Origin of the sequence: Maricaulis sp. (assembly GCF_048269565.1) — a bacterium.
Taxonomy (GTDB): domain Bacteria; phylum Pseudomonadota; class Alphaproteobacteria; order Caulobacterales; family Maricaulaceae; genus Maricaulis.
Genome location: NZ_JBLXIK010000002.1, coordinates 69596 through 91861 on the forward strand (window position 1 = coordinate 69596; position 22266 = coordinate 91861).

The following is a 22266-nucleotide window of genomic DNA, read 5'->3' on the forward strand; positions in this document are numbered from 1 at the left end:
GAACCGCCACGCCAACGACCCTTCACGGCCTCCGGCGTGTCATCGCAGAGGAAGACGAATGCAGGTATTATTGATCGGCTGCGGCAAGATGGGCGGGGCCATGCTGCGCCGCTGGACCGAAGCGGACATCGCCCAATTCACCGTCGCATCGCCCAATGGCGGATCGGTTCCGGCCGGCGTGCCGCATGTGCGCTCCCCGGCCGAACTGGGCGAGCGGCGCTTCGACATCATCCTGATTGCCGTCAAACCGCAAATGATCGATGCCGCGCTGCCACCCTATCTGGCGCATCTGGCGCCGGAGGGCTGCCTGGTCTCGATCGCGGCCGGCTATTCCAGCACCCGGATCGCGGCGCTGGCTGGCGAAAGACCGGTCATCCGCCTGATGCCAAACCTGCCGGCCATGATCGGCCAGGGCGTCAACGGGCTCTACGCCAATGCGCTTTGCACAGAGACGCACCGTGAGGCCGCCACCGCCCTCGCCCGGGCGACCGGCTCGGCGATCTGGGTCGAGGATGAAGACCAGATCGACCGCATCACCGCCGTCGCCGGCAGTGGTTCGGGCTATGTGTTCGAGATCGCCCGCAGCTATGTCGCCGCCGCCGAAGCCCTGGGCTTCGACACCGCGACGGCGCGCACCCTGGTGCTCGACACCTTGGCCGGCGCCATCGAGATGGCACGCCGGTCGGACCAGCCGCTGGAAACCCTGCGCAATGATGTCACCAGCAAGAACGGCACGACCCAGGCCGGGCTTGAAGCCCTGATGCAGGACGGCACGCTCGACACTTTATTGCTGAACACCACGAAAGCCGCTTACGCGCGGGCCATCGAACTGCGATAATCGCACCCGTTCGCGCCCCACCACACCAAACCGCCCACAAGGAAACGAATGTCCGAGACCGTCCAAAAATATGTCAATGAGCTGGGCCGCAAGGCCCGGCGCGCCGCCCATGCCCTCGCCGGCGCCACGACCGAACAGAAGAATACCGCCCTGCGCGCCACCGCCACGGCGCTGCGCGACACCGCGCCCGCCCTGCTCGACGCCAATCGCAAGGATGTCGAAAGCGTCGCCGGCAAGGGCAAGAATGCTGCCTTCATCGACCGCCTCGTGCTTGATGAGACCCGGATCGAGGCAATGGCCTCGGCGCTGGAACAGATCGCCGACCTGCCCGACCCGGTCGGGCGCAAGCTGGCCCGCTTTGAACGCCCCAACGGCCTGGTGGTCGAGCGCGTTGCCGTACCGATCGGCGTTATCGCCATGGTCTATGAATCGCGCCCCAATGTCGGCGCCGATGCCGGCGCGCTGTGCCTGAAATCAGGCAATGCCATCATCCTGCGCGGCGGTTCCGAAAGCCTCAATTCAACGCGCCAGATCGTCGCCTGCCTCGCTGCCGGCCTCAAAGCGGCCGGCCTGCCGGAAGATGCGGTGCAACTGGTCGACACCACCGATCGCGAAGCGGTGAAATTCCTGCTGCATTGCGTCGATTATGTTGACCTGGTGATCCCGCGCGGCGGCAAGGGCCTGGTCTCGCTGGTCCAGCGCGAGGCACAAGTGCCGACCCTGCTGCATCTCGACGGCAATGTGCACACCTATATCCATAGCGACGCCGGTCTGGATAAGGCGACGCGCATCGTCGTCAATGCCAAGCTGCGCCGCACCGGCGTTTGCGGCGCGACGGAGAGCCTGGTTGTCGACCGCGCGGTCGCGCCGGCCTTTCTGCCGGGCCTGCTCGATGCGCTGGGCGCCTGCGAAGTGCGCGGCGAGGCGGAAGCCATCGCCATCGACGCCCGCATCAAGCCGGCCTCGGCCGAGGACTGGGACACCGAGTATCTCGACGCCATCCTGTCGGTGAAGCTGGTCGATGATGCCGCCGAGGCGATGGAGTTTGTCGAGGCCCATTCCTCGCACCATACCGATGCCATCATCACCGAGAATACCGACGCCGCCGCGGCCTTCCTCCGCACTATCGACTCGGCCGTGGTGATGCATAATGCTTCGACCCAGTTTTCCGACGGGGGTGAGTTCGGCATGGGGGCGGAGATCGGCATTGCCACCGGCAAGATGCATGCGCGCGGGCCGGTCGGGCTCGAGCAATTGACCATCTACAAATATCTCGTCCTCGGCGACGGCCAGACCCGGCCCTAAGGATCTCCTTCGCCGCCCAGACAACTTCCAATCCATGATCGTGAGCGTGACATGCAAGTTGAAGCCCTGATTTCCCTCGCCCTCTATTTCATCCTGATGATGGCGATCGGCTATTACGCCTACAAAAAATCAACCGGCAATGTCGCCGAGTACATGCTCGGCGGCCGGCAATTGCACCCGGCGGTGGCGGCACTCTCGGCCGGCGCCTCGGACATGAGCGGCTGGATGCTGATGGGTCTGCCCGGCGCGATTTATGTCTCGGGGATGAGCAGCGCCTGGATCGCGGTCGGTCTGCTGATCGGGGCCTATCTCAACTACAAGCTCGTGGCGCCACGCCTGCGCGCCTATACCGAGATCGCCAATGACGCGATCACCATCCCGGATTATTTCGAGAAACGCTTCAAGGACAATTCGCGCCTGCTGCGGGTGATCTCCTCGCTGGTGATTGTCGTCTTCTTCACCCTCTACACTTCGGCCGGCGTCGTCGCGGGCGGCAAGCTGTTCGAAGCCTCCTTCGGGCTGAGCTATGAGCTCGGCCTCTTCCTCACCGCCGGCGTCGTCGTCGCCTACACATTGTTTGGCGGTTTCCTTGCCGTCTCGCTGACCGATTTTGTGCAGGGCTGCATCATGTTCGTCGCCCTGGTCACGGTTCCGGTCGTCACCTTCATGGTGCTCGGCGGCACCGAGCCGATCCTGACCGAACTCAACACGATCGATCCGACCCTGCTGCAGATGACGACGGGCGTCACCGTGCTGGGCGTGATTTCCAGCATGGCCTGGGGGCTGGGTTATTTCGGACAGCCACACATCATCGTCCGCTTCATGGCCATCGCGACGCTGAAGGAAGTCCGCGCCGCGCGCCTGATCGGCATGAGCTGGATGCTGGTCACTCTGATCGGCGCCGTCGCCACCGGTATTCTCGGCCTCGCCTATGCCACCTTGACCAACACTCAGCCGACCGATCCGGAAACCATCTTCATCCTGCTGTCGCAGGTCCTGTTCCACCCGCTGGTCGGCGGCTTCCTGCTGGCGGCCATCCTGGCGGCCATCATGAGCACGATCTCGTCGCAGCTGCTGGTCTCCTCCAGCTCGCTGACCGAGGATTTCTACAAGCATTTCGTGCGCAAGGGCGCCAGCCAGAAGGAACTCGTCCTGGTCGGCCGCATCTCGGTCCTGGTGGTGTCGCTGGTGGCGATTGCGCTGGCCTTCGACCGGTCCAGCACCATCCTGTCGCTGGTCTCCAATGCCTGGGCCGGCTTTGGCGCCGCCTTCGGTCCACTGATCCTGCTGAGCCTGTTCTGGCGCGGCATGACCCGCAATGCCGCCCTGGCCGGCATGGTCACCGGTGCCGCGACCGTGCTGATCTGGATCTATGCTCCGTTCCAGATCAACGGCATGCACCCGTCCGATGTGATGTATGAAATGGTGCCGGGCTTTGCCCTCAGCCTGATCGTCACCCTGATTGTCGGCTTCATGACCCGCACGCCCACCAGCGCGCTGACGGATGACTTCGACACCATGAAGGAAGCCATGCGTACCGGCGTCATCGCGCCGAAATAGCGTCGGGCTGCAGACCTGAAATGACGGCCGGCGGGACAATCCCGCCGGCCGTTTTCATGTTCAGTTGAAGTTTTCGCCGGCATCCGCCTTGCGTCGCAACAGGGCAGACACGGTGAAGTCCGGCCCCAGCGCATCGGCCTGGCGTTCAAGCCCGTCGAGCACGGTTTTCAGCCCGATCGTATCGGCCCAGAACATCGGCCCGCCGGTAAAGGCCGGCCAGCCATAGCCATTGAGCCAGACGATATCGATATCGGAAGCGCGCTGGGCCATGCCCTCCTCGAGGATTTTCGCGCCCTCATTGATCATCGGATAGAGCAGGCGCTCACGGATTTCATCGGTCGAGAATTTGCGCTGCGGCGCTCCGCTCTTCGCGGCAAACTCGGCAATGATTGCCTCGGTCTCCGGCGAGGGCGAACCGCGGCGGTTGTCGTCGTAATCGTAAAACCCGCTGCCAGTCTTCTGGCCCCGCCGGCCGCGTTCGCACAGCACTTCGCGAATGGTCGAGCTGGTCGACCCCTCCGCCGTCCAGCCCAGATCCAGACCGGCAAGGTCGGCCATCTGAAACGGGCCCATCGGGAAGCCGAATTCGGTCAGGGCGACATCGACCTCCCACGGGCTGGCGCCTTCGAGCAGGAGCTTTTGCGCTTCGGTCTGGCGCGGCCTGAGCATGCGATTGCCGATAAAGCCGGGACAGACACCGGAAACGACCGCGATCTTGCCGATCTTCTTGGCCAGCGCCATCACCGTCTTGAGCACTGACGGCGAGGTCCTGGCACCGCGCACCACCTCGAGCAGGCGCATGATATTGGCCGGCGAGAAGAAATGCAGACCGACCACCGCCTCGGGACGTTTCGTCTCGGCCGCCATCTCGTCGATATCGAGATAGCTGGTGTTGGAGGCCAGGATCGCGCCGGGTTTGACGATGGCATCAAGGCGGCGGAACACCTCCTTCTTGATCTCCATCAGCTCGAACACGGCCTCGATCACCAGATCGCAATCGGCGAGATCCTCATAGGCCAGCGTCGGGGTCAGCAGCACCATCGCCGCCTCGACCTGTTCGGCCGTCATGCGGCCGCGCGCGGCCGTGCGCTCGTAATTCTTGCGGATCGTCGCGACACCGCGATCCAGCGCCGCCTGCTCGCGCTCGACCAGGGTGACCGGCAGGCCGGCGGAGAGGAAATTCATCGCAATGCCGCCGCCCATTGTGCCGGCCCCGAGAATCCCGACGCGGGCGATGTCGATCATTGGCGTGTCGGCGGGAATGCCATCGATTTTGGCGGCCTGGCGTTCGGCGAAGAAGAGATGCCGCATCGCCTTGGACTGGGTGCCGGAGACCAGCTTCATGAACAGTTCGCGCTCCAGCCTGATGCCCTCGTCAAACGGCCGGTCAACAGCAGCGCGGACCGCCTCGACACAGGCCTTGGGCGCATCGAAGCCTTTCAGACGGCGCGCATTTTCGGCGATGAACTTGTCGAACACCTGCGGGTGGTTCGCCGCTTCGGCGATCCGGTCGGTGCGCAGGCTCGACACCGGATGGCCGGCCCGGGCCGCGACGTCGCGCGCAAACGCGATGGCATCCTCGGCCAGCGTGTCGGCGCCGGCGAGCCGGTCGACCAGGCCGATTTCCATTGCCCGTGCGGCGTCAACCGGATCGCCGGTGACGATCATCGACAGGGCATCGGCAACACCGGCGACGCGCGGCAGGCGCTGGGTACCGCCGGCGCCGGGCAACAGGCCCAGCTTCACCTCCGGCAGGCCGAGCCTGGCCGAAGGCACGACGATCCGGTAGTGGCAGCCCAGCGCCACTTCCAGCCCGCCGCCCAGCGCCGTGCCGTGGATCGCGGCGACAACCGGTTTGGGGCATTGCTCGATCGCATCGACGACGTCCGGCAGCGAGGGGGCAAGCGGCGGCTTGCCGAATTCGGTAATATCGGCGCCGGCGAAGAAAGTGCGGCCGTCACAGCGGATCACCACGGCCTTGATGCCGTCATCACCAGCCGCTTCGCTGATCGCCGCGGCCAGCCCGGCGCGAACGGCGTGGCCGAGCGCGTTGACGGGCGGATTGTCGGAGATGATGACGAGGATATCCCCGACGCGTTGGGTGGTGATCACAGACATGTGACGCTCCTGTCTTGGCCGGTTGAATGCGCGCGCTCTTCGCCGCAAGGGCCGGGCTGGGCCGATTTGACCCCAAGCCCGAACGCCGGGCAAGGCATGAAAACCGGATTTGCACCACCTGTTGCCCTCGGTGACGCTCGCGGGAAACTCTGCTAAGGCGATGATATGGATGCCCGACCGGAGCCAGGCGATGACGCCACCACGCAGCGCTTTCAACAGAAGCGTGAACGCATCCTCGATGCCGCGACACGGCTGATCAACCGCCATGGCGTCAAGGGCATGACCTTTGTCGATGTCGCCGAAATGGTCGAGCTCAACACCACCAGCGTCACCTATTATTTCAAGCGCAAGGAATTGCTCGCCGCCGCCGTGCTCGACCGCACGATCGACCGGCTCGAGGTGCTGATCCGCGATGCTGCCGCCCGGCCGACACCGCGCGCGCGCATGGCCCGCTATGTCGAGGCGCACCTGGAACTGCATGCCCGCATCGAGCTCAAGCAGGCGCGGCCGATCACGGTCCTGTCGGACATCCGGGCGCTGGGCGAACCCTTCCGCAGCGAACTGACGGCACGCTATGTCAGCGCCCTGCGCAAGGTGCGTGAATTCTTCGAGCCACCGCGCAGCGACCGCGACAAGATCCTGCGCACCATCCGGGCGCATATCCTGGTGCAGAACATGTTCTGGCTGCCCGGCTGGCTGCCGCTGTATTCGGTCAGCGATTATCCGCGCATCAGCCGTCGCATGATCGAGGTGCTCGAGCACGGCATCGCCCCGGCCGGTGCCGACTGGTCGCCGCAATTACTGAAGGTATCAGCCCAGACCGAGACGCATGAGAGCGAGGGCATGCCGGAGAATTTCGCCCGCGCCGCCACCTGCCTCATCAATGAGAAGGGCTATCGCGGCGCCTCGGTCGAGCAGATCGCGTCCGAACTCAACGTCACCAAGGGCAGTTTCTATCACCATCTCGAGGCCAAGGACGAGCTGGTGCTGGAATGCTTCCGGCGCAGTCATGAGCGCATCTGGCTGATCCAGCGCGCCGCGATCGATGCGGGCGGCAGCCAGCTGGACCAGCTCGCTGCCGCGATCGGCACCTTGCTGGACGTGCAATTATGCAGCGAGTTCCCGCTCCTGCGCACCACGGCGCTGCAAGTCCTGCCCAGCGAATGGCGCACCGACATGCTGGAACGCTCGACCCGTCTGGCGCGGCGCTTCGCCGGCATGATGATTGACGGGATTTCCGAGGGCACGGTGCGCACGATCGATCCGCTGATCGCCAGCCAGATCGTGATGGGCGCGCTCAATTCGGCCTATGATCTGCGCGGCTGGGTCGCGCCGCTGCCACCCGGCACAGCCATTGACCTCTATGGCTCAACTGTCGCGCACGGATTGTTCGCCGGTAGCTAGCTACGCCGTTGCCGGATCAGGCCTTCCTGCGCCGTGCTGGCGATCAGGCGTCCGTCGCGGGCGAAGATCTTGCCACGGTTGAAGCCGCGACCACCGCCGGCCCAGGGACTGTCGGTGACGTAGAGCATCCACTCATCCGCGCGCACATCGCCATGCATCCAGATCGCGTGATCGAGACTGGCCGATTGCATGCCCGGACTGATCCAGCTCACCCCGTGAGGCTGCATGCTGGTGCTCAGCAAGGCCATGTCGGAGGCGTAGGCGAGAATGGCGCGGTGCATGACCTGGTCGCCGGCCACCGGCGCGGCGGCCCGCATCCACACCTGGCGCGCCGGCTCGCGCTTTTCCGGCCGCACCAGGGACCAGGGCTGAACCGCGCGCATCTCGATCGGACGCGGCCGTGTCATCGCGGTCACAAAGGCTTCCGGCAATTCATCGCGCTGTCGTTCGATCAGCTCGGCTTCGCTGAACAGGTCTTCCGGCTGCGGCACGTCGGGCATTTCGGCCTGGTGGGCAAACCCCTCTTCAGGCACCTGGAAGGAGGCCGCCAGATTGAGGATCGGCTTGCCGCGCTGCATCGCGACCACGCGCCGGGTGGAGAAGCTGCGCCCGTCGAAATCGCGCTCGACACGGCAGATGATCGGCAGGTTTTCATCGCCCGGACGCATGAAATAGGCGTGCAGCGAATGCACCACACGCTCCGGATCAACCGATGCGGCGGCCGACATCAGGGCCTGGGCAATAACCTGGCCGCCAAAGACACGGCCCTGGCCGCCCGGATTGCGCAGACCGCGATAGAGGTCGGTATCGAGCTCCTCGACCTGGAGCAGGCGCTCCAGGCCCTCGATCAGCTCGGCGGGCGTCTTGCGGGTCGGGGCGGTCTCGTTTGCGGGCATGGCCAGGTCCTTCCTGTCGGCGCGATGGGCCTGACCGAAATTCGCGGTCCGGACGCCTGCCGTCAACGCCTATTGTGCAGCGCAACAAATTTGCATGGATCAGGCCGTAACCTGCTTCATCGATACTGAAATGTCGGCAAGCCGACCCGGATCGACCGGCGTGCCCAGCCCGATCAGCTTCCGTCCGAACATGAATTCCGGCGGCGCGTTGACGGCCTCGACGGCGCGCACGGCATCGCCCTTCATGTGAAAGACGGCGAATTTTCCACTGGCGGGATCGCCGCGCACGATCTGGCTGGTGGCGTCGAGCGGCAGACCGGCGAGCTGTATCTTGAGGTCATACTGGTCCGACCAGAACCAGGGCACTTCCGGCGCCGGCACCGGCGTGCCGGTCAGCACATGCGCCACACAACGCGCCTGCTCCAGCGCATTGGGCACGCTCTCGAGCCGGAATTGTGTGTTGTAGAGGTCGAGCGGCCGACAGGAGACATCACCGATCGCGAAGATCGCCGGATCGCTGGTGCGGGCCTCGGCGTCGACGATGATGCCATTGCCGCATTCAAGCCCGGCCGCACGAGCCAGCTCGTCATTGGGCACGACACCGGCCCCGACCAGCACCAGATCGCAGGTCAGAGAACGGCCGTCGGCGAGTTCGACCGCCGCCACCTTGGCGCTGCCGGCAAAACCCTTGACCCCGGCGTTGAAAATGAATTCGACCCCGTGATCACCATGATATTTTTCCAGGAAGGCCGACATGGTCTCACTGGCGACGCGCGCGGCGCTGCGGGCTTCGCGCTCGACGATGATCGCCTTCATTCCCGCTTTGCGGGCCGAGGCCGCGACCTCAAGGCCAATATAGCCGGCGCCCACCAGGACAAGGGTCTTGCCGGCAAGCATGCCGGCTTTCAACGCCTCGGCATCGGCCAGGGTGCGCAGGGCCAGCACGCCGTCGAGATCCTCACCCGGCAGGCCGAGATGACGCGGCCGGGCACCGGTGGCAATCACCAGTGACTGGTAGCCAATCGTGGCGCCGCCCTCGAGGCTGACGCGCCGCGCAGCGCGGTCAATTCCAGCCACCCGGGTATCGAGACGCAGATCGACGTCATTGTCGCGATACCACTCCGCCGGCCGCAGGACGACATGGTCGAGACCGCTGGTGCCGGCCAGCCAGGCCTTCGAAAGCGGCGGTCGCTGATAGGGAACGACAGGTTCTTCGCCGATCAGGCTGATCGCGCCGGCAAAACCGCTCTGACGCAATTGCGCCGCAGCGGTGCCACCTGCATGACCGGCACCGATGATGACGACATGGGGTGGCAGGCTTGTGGTCTGGCTCATGATCGGTCGGCTTTCAGCAGGGTATTGGCGGGATTATTGTCCCGCCAATCAGACCGCATAACCAGCCCCGCGATCAACCGGCAAATCAGGCCCGCCCCGGACGGAACGGCCGGCGGGCCCTCACATTTCGCCGCGAAGACCCAGCGCCCGCAGGATATTTGCCGCCGGACAGAAGCCGGTGAAGCTCGACTGGACCAGGTTGAGCCCGACGAAAACCGCGAGGAAGATCCACCAGGGATGAACCAGCCAGGCGAGAAGGATGGAAATCAGAACGAAACTGCCCGCGAGCAGGGTTACGCCGCGTCCAACAGTCATGATGCACTCCCTTGAGTTTGGACCGGCGCATCTTCATCGCCGGTCACCGGCACGTAAGGCACGTCCGGATCCTTGAAAATCACATAAATGGCCGGGATCACCAGGACCGTCAGGAGGGTCGAGGAGGCGAGGCCGAACAGCAGCGAGATCGCCAGGCCCTGGAAGATCGGATCGCCGAGGATCACCACTGCACCGATCATCGCCGCCAGCGCGGTCAGCAGGATCGGCTTGAAGCGGATCGCGCCGGCGCGCAGCAGGGTTTCACGCAGCGACTCGCCCTCGACCGCGCCATGGCGGATGAAATCGACCAGCAGGATCGAGTTGCGCACGATGATGCCGGCCAGGGCGATGAAGCCGATCATCGAGGTCGCGGTGAAGGCGGCGCCGAACATCCAGTGACCCAGCATGATGCCGATAAAGGTCAGAGGCACCGGGGTGAGCACGATCAGCGGCACCCGGAAGGAGCCGAACTGGGCCACCACCAGCACATAGACACCCAGCAGGGCGACCATGAAGGCGGCGCCCATGTCGCGGAAGGTGACATAGGTGATCTCCCACTCGCCATCCCAGAGCAGGGTCGGCGTGGCATCGCTGGCCGGCTGGCCATGCAGGCGAATCACCGGCTGCGGCACAGCCTCGCTCCAGGGCCGGTCGTCGAGCGCGTCTGCGACGGCGCCCATGCCATAGATCGGCGCTTCATAGGCCCCGGCCAGCTCGCCCAACACCATTTCGGCATAGCGGCCATCGCGGCGATAGATCGGATAGGAGCCGGGTTCTTCGGTCACCGAGACGACATCGCCCAGCTCGACGACGCCGCGCGCACCCGGCAGGGCATTGGCCGGCACCGGCGTTGAGGCGAGGCGTTCATTCCAGCTGCGCTCACCGCGCGGCAGCGCGACCGAGATATCGATCGGATTGCGGCCCTCGCCGCGATGCGAATAGCCCACGGAGGTGCCGCCGATCAGCGCCGCGATGGTGTCATAGACATCGCTTTGCTGGACCTGGAAGAACTCCAGACTGTCCTGGTCGATGGCGATGCGCAGACGCGGACGTGGCGTACCGAAACTGTCATCGATATCGACGATATAGGGCACCGACTCGAAGGCCGCGCGCACTTCCGTCGCCACCGCCCGGCGGGTCTCGGCGTCGGGACCGTAGATCTCGGCCAGCAGGGTCGCCATCACAGGCGGGCCCGGCGGGATTTCGGCGACGCGCACGACCGTGCCTTCGGGCATGTCGAGGTCGGCCAGAAGCTGGCGCGCTTCCAGGGCGATCTCGTGCGAAGAGCGGTCACGCTCGGTTTTCGGCGCCAGATTGACCTGGAGATCGCCCAGTTCCGGCTGGCTGCGCAGGTAATAGTGACGCACCAGACCGTTGAAATTGAACGGTGCCGCCGTGCCGCTATAGAGCTGGATCGAGGTCGCTTCCGGCAGGGCTGCCAGACGGTCGGCCGCCTCGGTCAGCACGCGTTCGGTCCGCTCCAGGGTCGCGCCCTCGGGCAAATCGATCACGACCTGGAATTCGGACTTGTTGTCGAAGGGCAGCAGCTTGACCGTCACCGTGCGGGTGAAGAAGAGCGACATCGAGCCGAGGGTGAAAACCCCGACGACGAGCAGAACCGTCCAGGCGCTGGTGCGGCTGGCGATCACCGGTCCGGCGACGCGGCGGTAGAGCCGGCCGAGCGCACCTTCGCTCTCATGGGCATGGGCTTCGGCATCGCCAGGCTTGTCGGGCTTGCCGCCGGCGATGACCTTCATCAGCCAGGGCGTGATCACCATCGCAACGAAGAAGGAAAAGATCATCGCCGCCGAGGCATTGACCGGGATCGGCGCCATATAGGGGCCCATCAGTCCGGAGACGAACAGCATCGGCAGGAGCGCCGCGACGACGGTCAGGGTGGCGACAATGGTCGGATTGCCAACCTCGGCCACGGCCTCGATCGCCGCCTGGACGCGGCTGCGTCCGTCGCGCATCGCCCAGTGGCGGGCAATATTCTCGATCACGACAATGGCGTCATCGACCAGAATCCCGATCGAGAAGATCAGCGCGAACAGCGAGACACGATTGATCGTGTAGCCCATCAGATTGGAGGCAAACAGCGTCAGCAGGATGGTGGTCGGGATGACGACGAACACCACGACACCCTCACGCCAGCCGATCACGAAAGTGACCAGCAAGACGATGGAAACCGTTGCCAGGGCGAGGTGGAAGAGAAGCTCATTGGCCTTCTCGTTGGCGGTCTCGCCGTAATTGCGGGTGATCGTCACCTCGAGACCTTCGGGGATCAGCGTGCCCTCAAGCGATTCAATCCGTTCGATAATATGTTCCGACACAACCACCGCATTGGCGCCCTCACGCTTGGCGATCGCCAGGGTGACAGCGGGCAGGCGGGTCCATTCGCTCTCGCCCTCTTCGCGGTTGAGCATCCAGGCGCGGGCATCGGTCGGCATCGAGCCGACCACCACGGTCGCGACATCACGGACATAGACCGGACGGCCATCGCGCGAAGTCACCAGCAAGAGGCCGATATCGGGAATGCCCTGCAGTGTCTGGCCGGCGGTGACCGACCAGGTCTGGTCGGTGGCGGAAAGATTGCCGACGGGGAAGGAGCGGTTAGCCTCGGCGATCCGGCCCGCAAGCTGTTGCAGCGTGATGCCGTATTGCGACAGGCGCTCCGGATCGGGCTCGATGCGGATCTGGTCGGGGCGGCCGCCCACGATATAGGTCAGGCCGACATCCTCGACCGAGAGCAGGGCGGCGCGCAATTCCTCGACGATGTTGTAGAGGGCATTGTCGTCCCAGCGCCCGGCCTCGGCAGCGCGCGGCGACAGGGTCAGGGAGACAATCGCCACATCATCAATACCGCGCCCGACGACGAGCGGTTCGGGAACGCCGTTGGGAATCCGGTCCATATTGGCGCGGATGCGCTCATGAACGCGCAGGATGGCGGCATCGGGATCAGTGCCGACATCAAAGCGCGCCGTCACCATCACCTGGTCATCACCGGTCTGGGAATAGACATGCTCGACGGCATCTATCGAGCGGATAATCGCTTCGAGGGGCTCGGTCACCAGCTCGACCCCGTCGGCGGCACGCAGCCCGTCGGTGGCGACGATCACATCGACCATCGGCACGGAAATCTGCGGCTCTTCCTCGCGCGGGATCACCATCAGTGCCAGCAAGCCCACCGCCAGCGACGCCAGCAGGATGAGCGGGGTCAGCGGCGAGCGGATAAATGCCTTGGTCAGGCTGCCTGAAATCCCCAGCTTCATGGCTGCACCAGCAGATCGCCGGCGGCGAGACCGCCCAGGATTTCAACGCCGGCATCGCTGTTGAGTCCACGCTGGACCACGATGTCGGAATGGCTGCCATCACCGTGTTGCAGGCGGACATAATCGACGCCAAAGCGGTTTTCGAGATAGGCCTCCGGCACCAGGATGGCCGGACGCTCATCGACGCCGACATAAACGCGCACGCGCTCGCCGACAAAATAACTGCCCAGCCCCTCGACCACCGCATCGGCGATGACGCGGCCATCCTCGACCTGGGGATAGACCTGGCGGATATAGCCCGAAGGCGCGACATCGCCGGTGAGGTCCGAAACATCAACCATCACCGCATCGCCCTCGTGGATGCTGCGGGCATGCCGCTCGGGCAGGCGCAGACGCAGCAGATAGAGGTCCGAAGCGATCATCGCGACCGCCTCGCCGGACATGACAACACTGCCCGAGGTGACAGGGACCTGCAGCACGCGGCCCGAAGCCGGTGCCAGGACATCGCCCTGACGGGATTGCTGGACCAGGACATTGCGGTTCTGGCGCGCCGCGTCGAGCTGGCCCTCCAGCACACTGACCCCGGTGCGCGCCTCGTCGAGGCGGGCTTGCGGAAAAATACCGCGGTCAAACAGGTCCTGGGCCCGGGTCAGATCGATCCGCGCCTGGGCCAGTTGCGATTCCAGCGCCGCGACCTCGCCATTGGCGGCGCCGATCTGTGGCGCGATCCGGTCATCAACGACGACCGCGAGAATATCGCCGGCTGCGACGGCATAGCCCTCATCCACCCGCAATTCGCCGATCGTACCGCCGATCCGCGCGCGGGCGCTGACGACGTCGACACTCTCGACGGTGGCGAAGACCGCCTTGCGGTCGACTATCATCTGTTCGGTGACCGTATGGGTCCCGCCCGTCTGGGCCATTGCGGGCCCGGCCAGCAGGGCGAGCGGGAAAATGAGTGCGGACAGTCGCATTGGAGGCCTCATCAGGCTTGTGGGTCGAACATGGCGCCGGTGGCCGGATCAATGGCAATCGTGGCCAGGCCGGCCTGTTTCCAGGCGAGGATGCCGCCGCGGACATGCGTATCGATCGGCACGCCGGCGGCCTGGCAGCGCGCCACGGCATCGGCCGAGCGTTTGCCGGAGCCGCAATGAAAGATCATCCCGCGGTTCTTGTCGATGGGCAGGGCCGCCGGGTCGAAAGTCGAGAGCGGGAAAAGCAGGGCGCCGTGAATGCGCTCGGACGCATATTCGCGCGGTTCACGCACATCGATCAGAATGGCTTCATTCGACTGCAGCGCCTTGAGGGCGGTCTTTGGGTCCAGCTCACGCAGGCTCATCGGGTCTCTCCCATGGGACGGAATAACATAATTGACTTCTAATTTAGTGGAACATATTTTAGTGTCAACTAATGTTTGGAAACGCCATGAATGCACATTCGCCCAAGACGCCAGCAACGGGTCCGGCCGACCCTCATTTCGCCGAGCTCCAGCACCAGGCCGGCGACGCGGCCGCTTTCCTCAAGCAATTGGCGAATGAGAAGCGTCTGTTGATACTTTGCCGCCTGGCGCTGGGCGAGGCGACGGTGACGGAATTGTGCGAGATGGCGGATTTGTCGCAGTCGGCAATGTCGCAACATCTCGCCAAGATGCGCAGCGAGGGTCTGGTGAGCGGCCGCAAATCCGGCCTGCAGGTTCACTACTCGATCGCGGACGCGCGCTGTCACGGCATTCTGAAGCATCTCAAGGAAGATTTCTGCAATGCTGCCGACGGCCTGACGGGCTGATCCGACAGCGTCCATCCATCTGAAGGAGCGAGACATGGCACATATTGTTGTACTGGGCGCCGGACTTGGCGGCGTGCCGATGGCACTGGAAGCGCGCAAACACGTCAACAAGACCGACACCATCACCGTCATCAGCGACAGCGCCACCTTCCACTTCACGCCGTCCAATCCCTGGGTCGCTGTGGACTGGCGCAAGCCTGACCAGATCAAGGTCGAGCTGGAGCCGATGTTCGCCAAGAAGAACATCAATTTCATCCATTCCGCCGCGACCAAGCTGCGCCCGGAAGACAATGCAATCGATCTCGCCAATGGCGAGACCGTGACCTATGACTATCTTGCGATCTGCACCGGACCCGAGCTCGCTTTTGACGAGATCGAGGGGCTGGGCCCGCACAATGGCTTCACCCAGTCGGTCTGCCATGTCGATCACGCCGAAGCCGCGAAACCGGTCTGGGACGAATTCGTCAAGGATCCCGGCCCGGTCATTGTCGGCGCCGTCCAGGGCGCGTCCTGTTTCGGGCCGGCCTATGAATTCGCGATGATCCTGGAAACCGATCTGCGCCGGCGCAAGATCCGCGACCAGGTGCCGATGACCTTCGTCACCTCCGAACCCTATATCGGCCATCTCGGCCTTGATGGGGTCGGCGATACCAAGGGCCTGCTGGAAAGCGAAATGCGCAACCGGCACATCAAATGGATCACCAGTGCCCGCGTCACCAAGGTCGAGGACGGGTTGATGCATGTCGAACAGGTCGCAGAAGACGGCAGTGTCGCCAAGACGCATGAATTGCCGTTCAAATACTCGATGATGCTGCCGCCCTTCCGCGGCATCCCGACGCTTCGCGGCATTGAGGGTCTGGTCAATCCGCGTGGCTTCGTCATCGTCGACGAGAACCAGCGCAACCCGGCCTACCCCAATATCTACGGTATCGGTGTGTGTATCGCGATCCCGCCGGTCGGCAATTACGCGGTGCCTGTCGGCGTGCCCAAGACCGGCTTCATGATCGAATCCATGGTGGTCGCGGCAGCGCGGAACATGCGCGCGGTGATGGATGGCGAGACGCCCACCAATGTCGCAACCTGGAATGCCGTCTGCATTGCCGATTTCGGCGATGGCGGCGTTGCCTTTGTTGCCATGCCGCAAATTCCGCCCCGCAATGTCAACTGGGCCGGGGAAGGCAAATGGGTCCACATGGCCAAGGAAGCGTTCGAGAGTTATTTCATCGGCAAGGTCCGCAGCGGCACCGGCGAGCCCTTCTACGAGAAGGCGGTCTTCGACATGCTCGGCATCCACAAGGTCAAACCCAAGCCCCCGGCGAGCTGAGGACGAAACGGGCGCCATTTCGCCGCCCTCTGCTGCACTGCAATATAAAAATGTGCATAAGCCGGCTGGCCGTGTTAAGGGGGCGCTGACGCGTCACCCGAATATCGGACCAGTCGGCCGAGCCAGTCAGCTGGCATGATGAGGCATGATCTGGAGCAAACACGCGCCCGGATTGGAAACAGACCTCATGACACTGAACACCCGCATTGCGCCGGCCCTGGCCCGCGCGCTTGAAAAGAAGGGTTTTTCGACCCTCACCGAAGTCCAGGAATCGGTGCTCGCACCGGAAGCCGACGGCGCCGACCTGCTCGTCTCGGCCCAGACCGGCTCCGGCAAGACCGCTGCCTTCGGCTTGGCCATTGCCCCCACCCTGCTCGGTGACGCCGAACGCTTCGAACGCGGCGCCGAACCGATGGCGCTCATCGTCGCCCCGACCCGCGAACTGGCGCTGCAGGTCCAGCGCGAACTGGTCTGGCTGTATGGCGAGACCGGTGCCCGCGTCGTCACCTGCGTCGGCGGCATGGATACGCGCACCGAACGCCGCGCGCTGGAAGCCGGCTGTCATATCGTTGTCGGCACGCCCGGACGTCTGCGCGACCATATCGAACGCGGCGCGCTGGATCTGTCCTCCCTGCGCGCCGTCGTGCTCGACGAAGCCGATGAAATGCTTGATTTCGGCTTCCGCGAAGACCTCGAATACATTCTCGATGCCGCACCGGCGAGCCGCCGCACGCTGATGTTCTCGGCGACGGTTCCCCGCTCGATTGCCGACATGGCCAAGCGCTATCAGCGCGATGCCGTGCGCATTTCCACCGTTTCCGAACGCGCCCAGCACAGCGATATCGAATACAAGGCGCTCTCGGTTGCACCGAGCGATCGTGAACACGCCATCATCAATGTGCTGCGTTTCTATGACGCCCCCAGCGCCATCGTCTTCTGCGCCACGCGCGAGGCCGTCAACCGGCTCTCCAGCCGTTTCGGCAATCGCGGCTTCGCCGTCGTCGCCCTGTCCGGAGAACTGAGCCAGAAGGACCGCACCTCGGCCCTGCAGGCGATGCGCGATGGCCGTGCCCGCGTCTGCGTCGCCACCGATGTCGCCGCGCGCGGGATTGATCTGCCCGGCCTCGAACTGGTGATCCACGCCGACCTGCCGACCAATAGCGACACCCTGCTGCACCGCTCCGGCCGTACCGGCCGGGCCGGCCAGAAGGGCACCTGCGTCCTGATCGTGCCTCACACCCGCCGCGGCCGCGCCCAGCGCCTGTTGCGCGATGGCAAGATCCAGGCGGAATGGGGCAATGCGCCAAGCCTTGAGGACATCACCGCCAGGGATCGCGAACGCGTCATGTCCGACCCGTCCCTGTCGGAAACCTATGACGAGGATGCCCTCGCCATGGCGCAGGAACTGCTCGCCCGCTATCCGGCCGAACAGATCGCCGCCGCCTTCCTCAATCGCCGCCAGGCCGACATGCCGTCCGCCGAGGAATTGATTGAAAGTCCGGGCAACTATTCCAAAGACGGCCCGGGCGCGCCGGAAAAGCGCCGCGAGCCGTTTGGCGACAGCGTCTGGTACCGTCTCACCGCCGGGCGCAAGCACCGCGCCGAACCACGCTGGATCCTGCCGCTGATCTGCCGTCTCGGCCATATCACCAAGCGCGAGATCGGTGCGATCCAGATCGGCGAAGAGGAAAGCCGTTTCGAAATTCTCGCCTCGGAATCCGATCGCTTCATGGACGCGGTGCAAAAAGCCGGTGGCGGCGAGAAATCGATCCGCATCACCCGTGATGAGGGCGGGGCCGATGCGCCGCTCGACCGTCCGCGCACACCGCGCCAGCCCGCCGCCTATACCGGCCGGCCCAAGCCCGGCCGTGACGGCGAGAGCGGCAAGGATTTCACGCCGCGGCCCAAGCCCTACAAGGCCAAATCACGCGATGATGAGGCCTTCACCGCGCCCTATACTCCGAAGGCCAAGCCACGCAGCGCCGATAGTGACAAGCCCTATACGCCAAAGCCCCGCAAAACCGAAGGCGACAAGCCCTTCGCGCCCAAGGGCAAGCCCCGCGCTGCCGAGGGCGGTGCGCCCTCCAAGCCGCGCACCAAACCCTTCAGCGCCGATCGCAAGCCCGGCGCCAAGTCCGGCGCACCGCGTCCCAGCAAGCCCTGGGATCCGGCCGTGGTCGCCTCGGCTCCGGTCAAGCGCCGTTCACCAACCGAAAGCTCGGCACCCGGCGCACCAGGCCACGCGTTGAAAAAACTCAAAAAAAAGACCAAGCCGACCGGCGACTGAGCCGGCCTGATCGGCGTATGATCACGGGTGGGCGATGACGGCAAACCGTCATCGCCGCCGCGGCTCTACGCCTCGTCGGCGGGTTTGAGCTCGTCGGCGTTCGACAGTTCCGGGAACAGTTTGAACCAGCTCGCCGCCGTGACCAGCGCCAGCACCCCGCCCATCAGCACAGCGCCGACCGGGCCGAGAAAACGCGCTGCGACACCGGATTCGAACTCGCCGAGCTCGTTCGAAGCCGAGATAAACATGAACTCGACCGAGGACACCCGGCCCCGCATGCTCTGCGGCGTCGAGAGCTGGATGATCGACTGGCGGATATAGACCGAGATCATGTCGGCGGCGCCGGTGATGGCGAGCATCAGCATCGAGACCAGCAAGACCGTGGAAAAGGCAAAGCCGATCATCGCCACGCCATAGACAGCGATCGCGGCCAGCATCCACATCCCGACCCGGCGGGTCAGCGGCTTGCTGGCCAGCAAGAAGGCGATGATCGCCGCGCCAATCGCCGGCGCCGTACGCAACAGGCCGAGCCCGACGGTATCGGTGTGCAGGATGTCGCGCGCGAACACCGGCAATAACGCCGTCACGCCGCCAAACAAGACCACCAGGAGATCAAGCGAGATCGCGCCAAGCACGATGCGGTTGCCGCGCACATAGCGCAGGCCCTCCAGGATCAGTGCCGCGCCGTGGACGCCGTGCACATGTTCGTGTTTCGGCGTGCGCGCGGTCCAGATCGCGTAGATAGCGATCAGGGTCAGCACGAAACTGACGGCGTAGACCGTGGTCGGACCGGCAATATAGAGCAGGCCGGCAATCGCGGGTCCGGTAATCGCCGCGGCTTCGAATCCGAGCGAATTCCAGGCGATGGCCTGGCGCAACTCATCGCGCGGCACCAGGCGGGCAAACAGGGCGCTCGAGGCCGCCGGGGCAAAGGCATGCAGCACGCCCAGCCCGACCGAGGTTGAGAAAATCATCCAGAGCGCCGTCGGTCCGGCAAAGAAGGGGCTGGCGGCCAGTACAAGGGTGAGCAGGCCGCGGCCGATATTGCTGATCACCAGGATCATCTTGCGGTCGAGCCGGTCGGCCGCCTGCCCGCCGAGCAGGGAGAGCAGCAGCACCGGCGCAAACTGCGCCAGCCCGACCATGCCCAGCAGCAGGGCCGATTCCTCGACCGAGCGTGTCTGGCGGGCAATGTCATAGACCTGCCAGCCAATCGCCACAGCCATCATCTGGCGCGCGGCGGAATTGGCCTGGCGCATGATCCAGTAGCGCAGGAAGGCATCGTGCCGGAAAACGGAAAGCGAAGGCATCAACACGGCAGATCCAGTCCGGGACAGGCGGGCGGCAAGCCGGCCTGGCAGGACAGGGCGTCCCTGCGATTCCGACCCGCAACCGGATACACAGCCGCGCCCCCAATCCAAAGCCGAAATTGCAACTGCAGTGGCCGGATGGCCTGCGGCGCTGCCCGGCATCACATTCGCGCCAGCCACGCACCTGCCCCGTCGCGCGCGGTTTCACTTCGCGCTAGAGTGGCGCTCAATTCGAAGCGGCAAGGACATTCGCGTGGACGGTCAGCCTCTCACAGCAACACCGCCAGCCCGCCCGCTGATTGATCATTTCGGGCGGCATATCACCTATTTGCGGCTGTCGGTGACGGACCGGTGTGACCTGCGCTGTGTCTATTGCATGAAGGCGCGGCCGGAGTTCCTGCCGAAGTCGGAACTGCTGACCCTCGAAGAGCTGACCCAGCTGGCCGATGCCTTCATCGCCCGCGGCGTCAGCAAGATCCGCGTCACCGGTGGTGAGCCGCTAGTGCGGCGTGATGTGATGACGCTGATCGAAAATCTCGGCGCCCGCATCGGCAGCACCGGTCTGGAGGAGGTCTGCCTGACGACCAATGCGACGCAATTGCCGCGCTTTGCCGGCCAGCTGGCGGCGGCCGGTGTCAAACGCGTCAATATCTCCCTCGACACGCTCGATGAAGCCACCTTCGCCCGCCTGACGCGCGGCGGAAAGCTGGCCGAGACCCTGGCCGGGATTGATGCCGCCGATGCCGCCGGGCTCAAGATCAAGATCAACACCGTCGCCCTGAAGGATGATAACGAGCACTCGCTGCGCCAGCTGATCGCCTGGGCCCATGGCCGCGGCTTCGACACCACCCTGATCGAGATCATGCCGCTGGGTGAGGTCGATGCGGCGCGCTCGGATCAATTCCTGTCCCTGGCCGAGGTCAAGGCCGATCTCGAGCAAGGCTGGACCCTGACGCCGCTGAGCGACAAGACCGGCGGTCCGGCGCGCTATCACCGCGTTGAGGAGACCGGTGGCCGGCTCGGCCTGATCACGCCGCTGACGGAGAATTTCTGCGCCGGCTGCAACCGCGTCCGCCTGACCTGCACCGGCCAGCTCTATATGTGCCTGGGCCGCAATGGCCGCCTCGATCTGCGCGCGGCGCTGCGCGAGGGCGGGATGGACGCCGTCGACGCCCTGCTCGACGAGGCGATGGCGCTCAAGCCTGAGGCGCATGATTTTGATGTATCCGCCGGTGCCAGCCCCGAGGTCGGGCGCACCATGGCCCATACCGGAGGCTGAGCATGGCTCTCAATATCCGCTATTTTGCCGCCCTGCGTGACGCGATGGGCCGGAGCGAACAGACGCTCGACACGCTCCCCGCCGCCACCGGCGAGGCGCTGATCGACTGGCTCGCGCGCCAGGATCCGGCCGCGTCGGCGCTGGCGCACCCGTCCGTGCGCCTGATCATCAATGACGCGATCGCCCCGCGCAGCCAGCCCCTCCAGGACGGCGACACCATCGCCTTCTGCCCACCCTTCTCGGGAGGCTAGCGATGGGTGTTTTGATCAAGGTCCAGACAGAAAGCTTCGACCCCGGCGCGCTGCTCGCGCAGCTGACCGGATGCGAGGCGGATTGCGGCGCCATCGCCAGTTTTGTCGGCCAGGTGCGTGGCGGCGGCGATCTGGTGGCGCTGGAGCTGGAGCATTATCCGGGCGTCACCGAGCAGGCGCTGCGCCGCATTGCCGCAGAGGCGGCGCGCCGCTGGTCGCTCGGACAGGCCCTGATCGTCCACAGGACAGGGCGAATGGGGATCGGCGAGCCGATTGTCTTCGTCGGCGCCTCGGCGCCGCACCGGCGCGCGGCGCTTGAGGCGACCGGATTCATGATTGATATTCTCAAGACCCAGGCCCCCTTCTGGAAACGCGAACATACGGGCACGGGCTCGCACTGGGTCGAGCCGCGCCCCGGCGATGACGAGGCTGCAGCCGCTTGGCTGGCCGGAAGCGAGGATTTCACCGCATGAGCGCCATTCCCGACACCATCGGCTTCGCCGTCATGACCGTCTCCGACAGCCGCGACAGCAAGACCGACAGGACCGGCCCCTGGCTGCGCGAGCAAATCGCCGCCGAGGGCCATGCGGTGATCGATCATGCCATCGTCGCCGATGATATCGGCGCCATCCAGGCACAGCTGCAGAGCTGGATCGCCGACGCGGCCATCCACGCCGTCATCGCCACCGGCGGCACCGGACTGACCGGGCGCGATGTAACCCCGGAAGCCTTCAAGCCGTTGTATGAGAAGGAAATGGACGGTTTCTCCGCCGTCTACCACCAGGTCAGCTTCCGCTCGGTCGGCGTGTCGACCATCCAGTCGCGCGCCACGGCGGGCATTGCCGGCGGCACCTATCTGTTTGCCATTCCCGGCTCGATGGGCGGCTGCAAGGATGTCTGGAATCATATTCTCAAGGATGAGTTCACCCGCACCCACCGGCCGTGCAATCTGGTCGACCTCATTCCGCGCCTGACGGAGCGCTGAAC

Annotated in this window: 19 protein-coding genes; 11 read left to right on the plus strand and 8 right to left on the minus strand. The window is 64.9% G+C overall.

Going from position 1 to position 22266, the window contains the following annotated elements; all coding sequences use genetic code 11:
• The first annotated feature begins 58 nt into the window (after nucleotides 1-58).
• Genes ACN0YL_RS03780 through putP form a run of 3 tightly spaced genes read left to right on the plus strand, consistent with a single transcriptional unit; the run spans nucleotide 59 to nucleotide 3703 of the window.
• Nucleotides 59-838, plus strand: a complete 780-nt coding sequence (locus ACN0YL_RS03780; RefSeq protein ID WP_417497086.1) for a pyrroline-5-carboxylate reductase family protein — start codon at nucleotides 59-61, stop codon at nucleotides 836-838.
• Between the two features lie 48 nt (nucleotides 839-886).
• Entirely contained in the window at nucleotides 887-2143 is a 1257-nt protein-coding gene (locus ACN0YL_RS03785; protein ID WP_417497087.1) for a glutamate-5-semialdehyde dehydrogenase, read from the plus strand.
• 51 nt (nucleotides 2144-2194) lie between these two features.
• Nucleotides 2195-3703, plus strand: coding sequence for a sodium/proline symporter PutP (gene putP, locus ACN0YL_RS03790; protein WP_417492465.1), 1509 nt, complete (start codon nucleotides 2195-2197; stop codon nucleotides 3701-3703).
• Nucleotides 3704-3763: 60 nt separating this feature from the next.
• On the opposite strand, the gene ACN0YL_RS03795 is transcribed toward putP, so the two are convergent.
• Nucleotides 3764-5821, minus strand: coding sequence for a 3-hydroxyacyl-CoA dehydrogenase NAD-binding domain-containing protein (locus ACN0YL_RS03795; RefSeq protein WP_417497088.1), 2058 nt, complete (start codon nucleotides 5819-5821; stop codon nucleotides 3764-3766).
• Between the two features lie 165 nt (nucleotides 5822-5986).
• Here ACN0YL_RS03795 and ACN0YL_RS03800 point away from each other — a divergent pair, with 165 nt between their 5' ends.
• Nucleotides 5987-7225, plus strand: coding sequence for a TetR/AcrR family transcriptional regulator (locus ACN0YL_RS03800; protein ID WP_417497089.1), 1239 nt, complete (start codon nucleotides 5987-5989; stop codon nucleotides 7223-7225).
• On the opposite strand, the gene ACN0YL_RS03805 is transcribed toward ACN0YL_RS03800, so the two are convergent.
• The 6 genes from ACN0YL_RS03805 to ACN0YL_RS03830 form a co-directional block, all read right to left on the minus strand.
• A complete protein-coding gene (locus ACN0YL_RS03805; RefSeq protein ID WP_417497090.1) occupies nucleotides 7222-8121 on the minus strand; it encodes an acyl-CoA thioesterase in 900 nt (299 codons plus the stop codon). The two genes, ACN0YL_RS03800 and ACN0YL_RS03805, sit on opposite strands and share 4 nt — an antisense overlap.
• Before the next feature lie 99 nt (nucleotides 8122-8220).
• Nucleotides 8221-9456 carry an NAD(P)/FAD-dependent oxidoreductase gene (locus ACN0YL_RS03810; protein WP_417497091.1) on the minus strand — a complete coding sequence of 412 codons (1236 nt, stop codon included), beginning with the start codon at nucleotides 9454-9456 and terminating at the stop codon, nucleotides 8221-8223.
• A gap of 120 nt (nucleotides 9457-9576) precedes the next feature.
• Nucleotides 9577-9771, minus strand: a complete 195-nt coding sequence (locus tag ACN0YL_RS03815) for a DUF2892 domain-containing protein (protein ID WP_417492469.1) — start codon at nucleotides 9769-9771, stop codon at nucleotides 9577-9579.
• Nucleotides 9768-13043 (minus strand): efflux RND transporter permease subunit, encoded by a 3276-nt coding sequence (locus tag ACN0YL_RS03820; RefSeq protein WP_417497092.1) that lies wholly within the window; start codon nucleotides 13041-13043, stop codon nucleotides 9768-9770. The genes ACN0YL_RS03815 and ACN0YL_RS03820 overlap by 4 nt, the downstream gene beginning before the upstream one ends.
• Entirely contained in the window at nucleotides 13040-14017 is a 978-nt protein-coding gene (locus tag ACN0YL_RS03825) for an efflux RND transporter periplasmic adaptor subunit (protein ID WP_417497093.1), read from the minus strand. Before ACN0YL_RS03825 ends, ACN0YL_RS03820 begins: the two co-directional genes overlap by 4 nt.
• Before the next feature lie 11 nt (nucleotides 14018-14028).
• Nucleotides 14029-14382, minus strand: coding sequence for a rhodanese-like domain-containing protein (locus ACN0YL_RS03830; RefSeq protein WP_417492472.1), 354 nt, complete (start codon nucleotides 14380-14382; stop codon nucleotides 14029-14031).
• Between the two features lie 86 nt (nucleotides 14383-14468).
• On the opposite strand from ACN0YL_RS03830, the gene ACN0YL_RS03835 reads away from it, so the two are divergent.
• The 3 genes from ACN0YL_RS03835 to ACN0YL_RS03845 all read left to right on the plus strand — a co-directional run bounded on the left by ACN0YL_RS03835 (nucleotide 14469) and on the right by ACN0YL_RS03845 (nucleotide 18439).
• The gene (locus ACN0YL_RS03835; RefSeq protein ID WP_417497094.1) at nucleotides 14469-14828 is read left to right on the plus strand and encodes an ArsR/SmtB family transcription factor; all 360 of its coding nucleotides are present in this window, start codon (nucleotides 14469-14471) and stop codon (nucleotides 14826-14828) included.
• Nucleotides 14829-14862: 34 nt separating this feature from the next.
• Complete coding sequence (locus tag ACN0YL_RS03840) at nucleotides 14863-16152, plus strand: NAD(P)/FAD-dependent oxidoreductase (RefSeq protein ID WP_417497095.1); 1290 nt, start codon at nucleotides 14863-14865, stop codon at nucleotides 16150-16152.
• A 187-nt stretch (nucleotides 16153-16339) separates the two neighbouring features.
• The gene (locus ACN0YL_RS03845; RefSeq protein ID WP_417497096.1) at nucleotides 16340-18439 is read left to right on the plus strand and encodes a DEAD/DEAH box helicase; all 2100 of its coding nucleotides are present in this window, start codon (nucleotides 16340-16342) and stop codon (nucleotides 18437-18439) included.
• 65 nt (nucleotides 18440-18504) lie between these two features.
• Here ACN0YL_RS03845 and ACN0YL_RS03850 read toward each other — a convergent pair whose 3' ends face one another.
• Entirely contained in the window at nucleotides 18505-19749 is a 1245-nt protein-coding gene (locus tag ACN0YL_RS03850) for an MFS transporter (protein ID WP_417492476.1), read from the minus strand.
• 253 nt (nucleotides 19750-20002) lie between these two features.
• Here ACN0YL_RS03850 and moaA point away from each other — a divergent pair, with 253 nt between their 5' ends.
• Genes moaA through ACN0YL_RS03870 form a run of 4 tightly spaced genes read left to right on the plus strand, consistent with a single transcriptional unit; the run spans nucleotide 20003 to nucleotide 22264 of the window.
• On the plus strand, nucleotides 20003-21028 hold the full coding sequence (gene moaA, locus ACN0YL_RS03855; protein WP_417497097.1) for a GTP 3',8-cyclase MoaA: 1026 nt from the start codon (nucleotides 20003-20005) through the stop codon (nucleotides 21026-21028).
• Nucleotides 21029-21030: 2 nt separating this feature from the next.
• Nucleotides 21031-21279 (plus strand): MoaD/ThiS family protein, encoded by a 249-nt coding sequence (locus tag ACN0YL_RS03860; protein ID WP_417491986.1) that lies wholly within the window; start codon nucleotides 21031-21033, stop codon nucleotides 21277-21279.
• A gap of 2 nt (nucleotides 21280-21281) precedes the next feature.
• Nucleotides 21282-21752, plus strand: coding sequence for a molybdenum cofactor biosynthesis protein MoaE (locus tag ACN0YL_RS03865; protein ID WP_417497098.1), 471 nt, complete (start codon nucleotides 21282-21284; stop codon nucleotides 21750-21752).
• Nucleotides 21749-22264 carry a molybdenum cofactor synthesis domain-containing protein gene (locus ACN0YL_RS03870; protein WP_417497099.1) on the plus strand — a complete coding sequence of 172 codons (516 nt, stop codon included), beginning with the start codon at nucleotides 21749-21751 and terminating at the stop codon, nucleotides 22262-22264. The genes ACN0YL_RS03865 and ACN0YL_RS03870 overlap by 4 nt, the downstream gene beginning before the upstream one ends.
• Nucleotides 22265-22266: the final 2 nt, after the last annotated feature.

Bases quoted from the DNA above. Each gene is read 5' to 3' on its own strand.
- ACN0YL_RS03780 (WP_417497086.1), top strand. From the start codon at position 59: ATGCAGGTATTATTGATCGGCTGCGGCAAGATGGGCGGGGCCATGCTG.
- ACN0YL_RS03785 (WP_417497087.1), top strand. From the start codon at position 887: ATGTCCGAGACCGTCCAAAAATATGTCAATGAGCTGGGCCGCAAGGCC.
- putP (WP_417492465.1), top strand. From the start codon at position 2,195: ATGCAAGTTGAAGCCCTGATTTCCCTCGCCCTCTATTTCATCCTGATG.
- ACN0YL_RS03795 (WP_417497088.1), bottom strand. From the start codon at position 5,821: ATGTCTGTGATCACCACCCAACGCGTCGGGGATATCCTCGTCATCATC.
- ACN0YL_RS03800 (WP_417497089.1), top strand. From the start codon at position 5,987: ATGGATGCCCGACCGGAGCCAGGCGATGACGCCACCACGCAGCGCTTT.
- ACN0YL_RS03805 (WP_417497090.1), bottom strand. From the start codon at position 8,121: ATGCCCGCAAACGAGACCGCCCCGACCCGCAAGACGCCCGCCGAGCTG.
- ACN0YL_RS03810 (WP_417497091.1), bottom strand. From the start codon at position 9,456: ATGAGCCAGACCACAAGCCTGCCACCCCATGTCGTCATCATCGGTGCC.
- ACN0YL_RS03815 (WP_417492469.1), bottom strand. From the start codon at position 9,771: ATGACTGTTGGACGCGGCGTAACCCTGCTCGCGGGCAGTTTCGTTCTG.
- ACN0YL_RS03820 (WP_417497092.1), bottom strand. From the start codon at position 13,043: ATGAAGCTGGGGATTTCAGGCAGCCTGACCAAGGCATTTATCCGCTCG.
- ACN0YL_RS03825 (WP_417497093.1), bottom strand. From the start codon at position 14,017: ATGCGACTGTCCGCACTCATTTTCCCGCTCGCCCTGCTGGCCGGGCCC.
- ACN0YL_RS03830 (WP_417492472.1), bottom strand. From the start codon at position 14,382: ATGAGCCTGCGTGAGCTGGACCCAAAGACCGCCCTCAAGGCGCTGCAG.
- ACN0YL_RS03835 (WP_417497094.1), top strand. From the start codon at position 14,469: ATGAATGCACATTCGCCCAAGACGCCAGCAACGGGTCCGGCCGACCCT.
- ACN0YL_RS03840 (WP_417497095.1), top strand. From the start codon at position 14,863: ATGGCACATATTGTTGTACTGGGCGCCGGACTTGGCGGCGTGCCGATG.
- ACN0YL_RS03845 (WP_417497096.1), top strand. From the start codon at position 16,340: ATGACACTGAACACCCGCATTGCGCCGGCCCTGGCCCGCGCGCTTGAA.
- ACN0YL_RS03850 (WP_417492476.1), bottom strand. From the start codon at position 19,749: ATGCCTTCGCTTTCCGTTTTCCGGCACGATGCCTTCCTGCGCTACTGG.
- ACN0YL_RS03860 (WP_417491986.1), top strand. From the start codon at position 21,031: ATGGCTCTCAATATCCGCTATTTTGCCGCCCTGCGTGACGCGATGGGC.
- ACN0YL_RS03865 (WP_417497098.1), top strand. From the start codon at position 21,282: ATGGGTGTTTTGATCAAGGTCCAGACAGAAAGCTTCGACCCCGGCGCG.
- ACN0YL_RS03870 (WP_417497099.1), top strand. From the start codon at position 21,749: ATGAGCGCCATTCCCGACACCATCGGCTTCGCCGTCATGACCGTCTCC.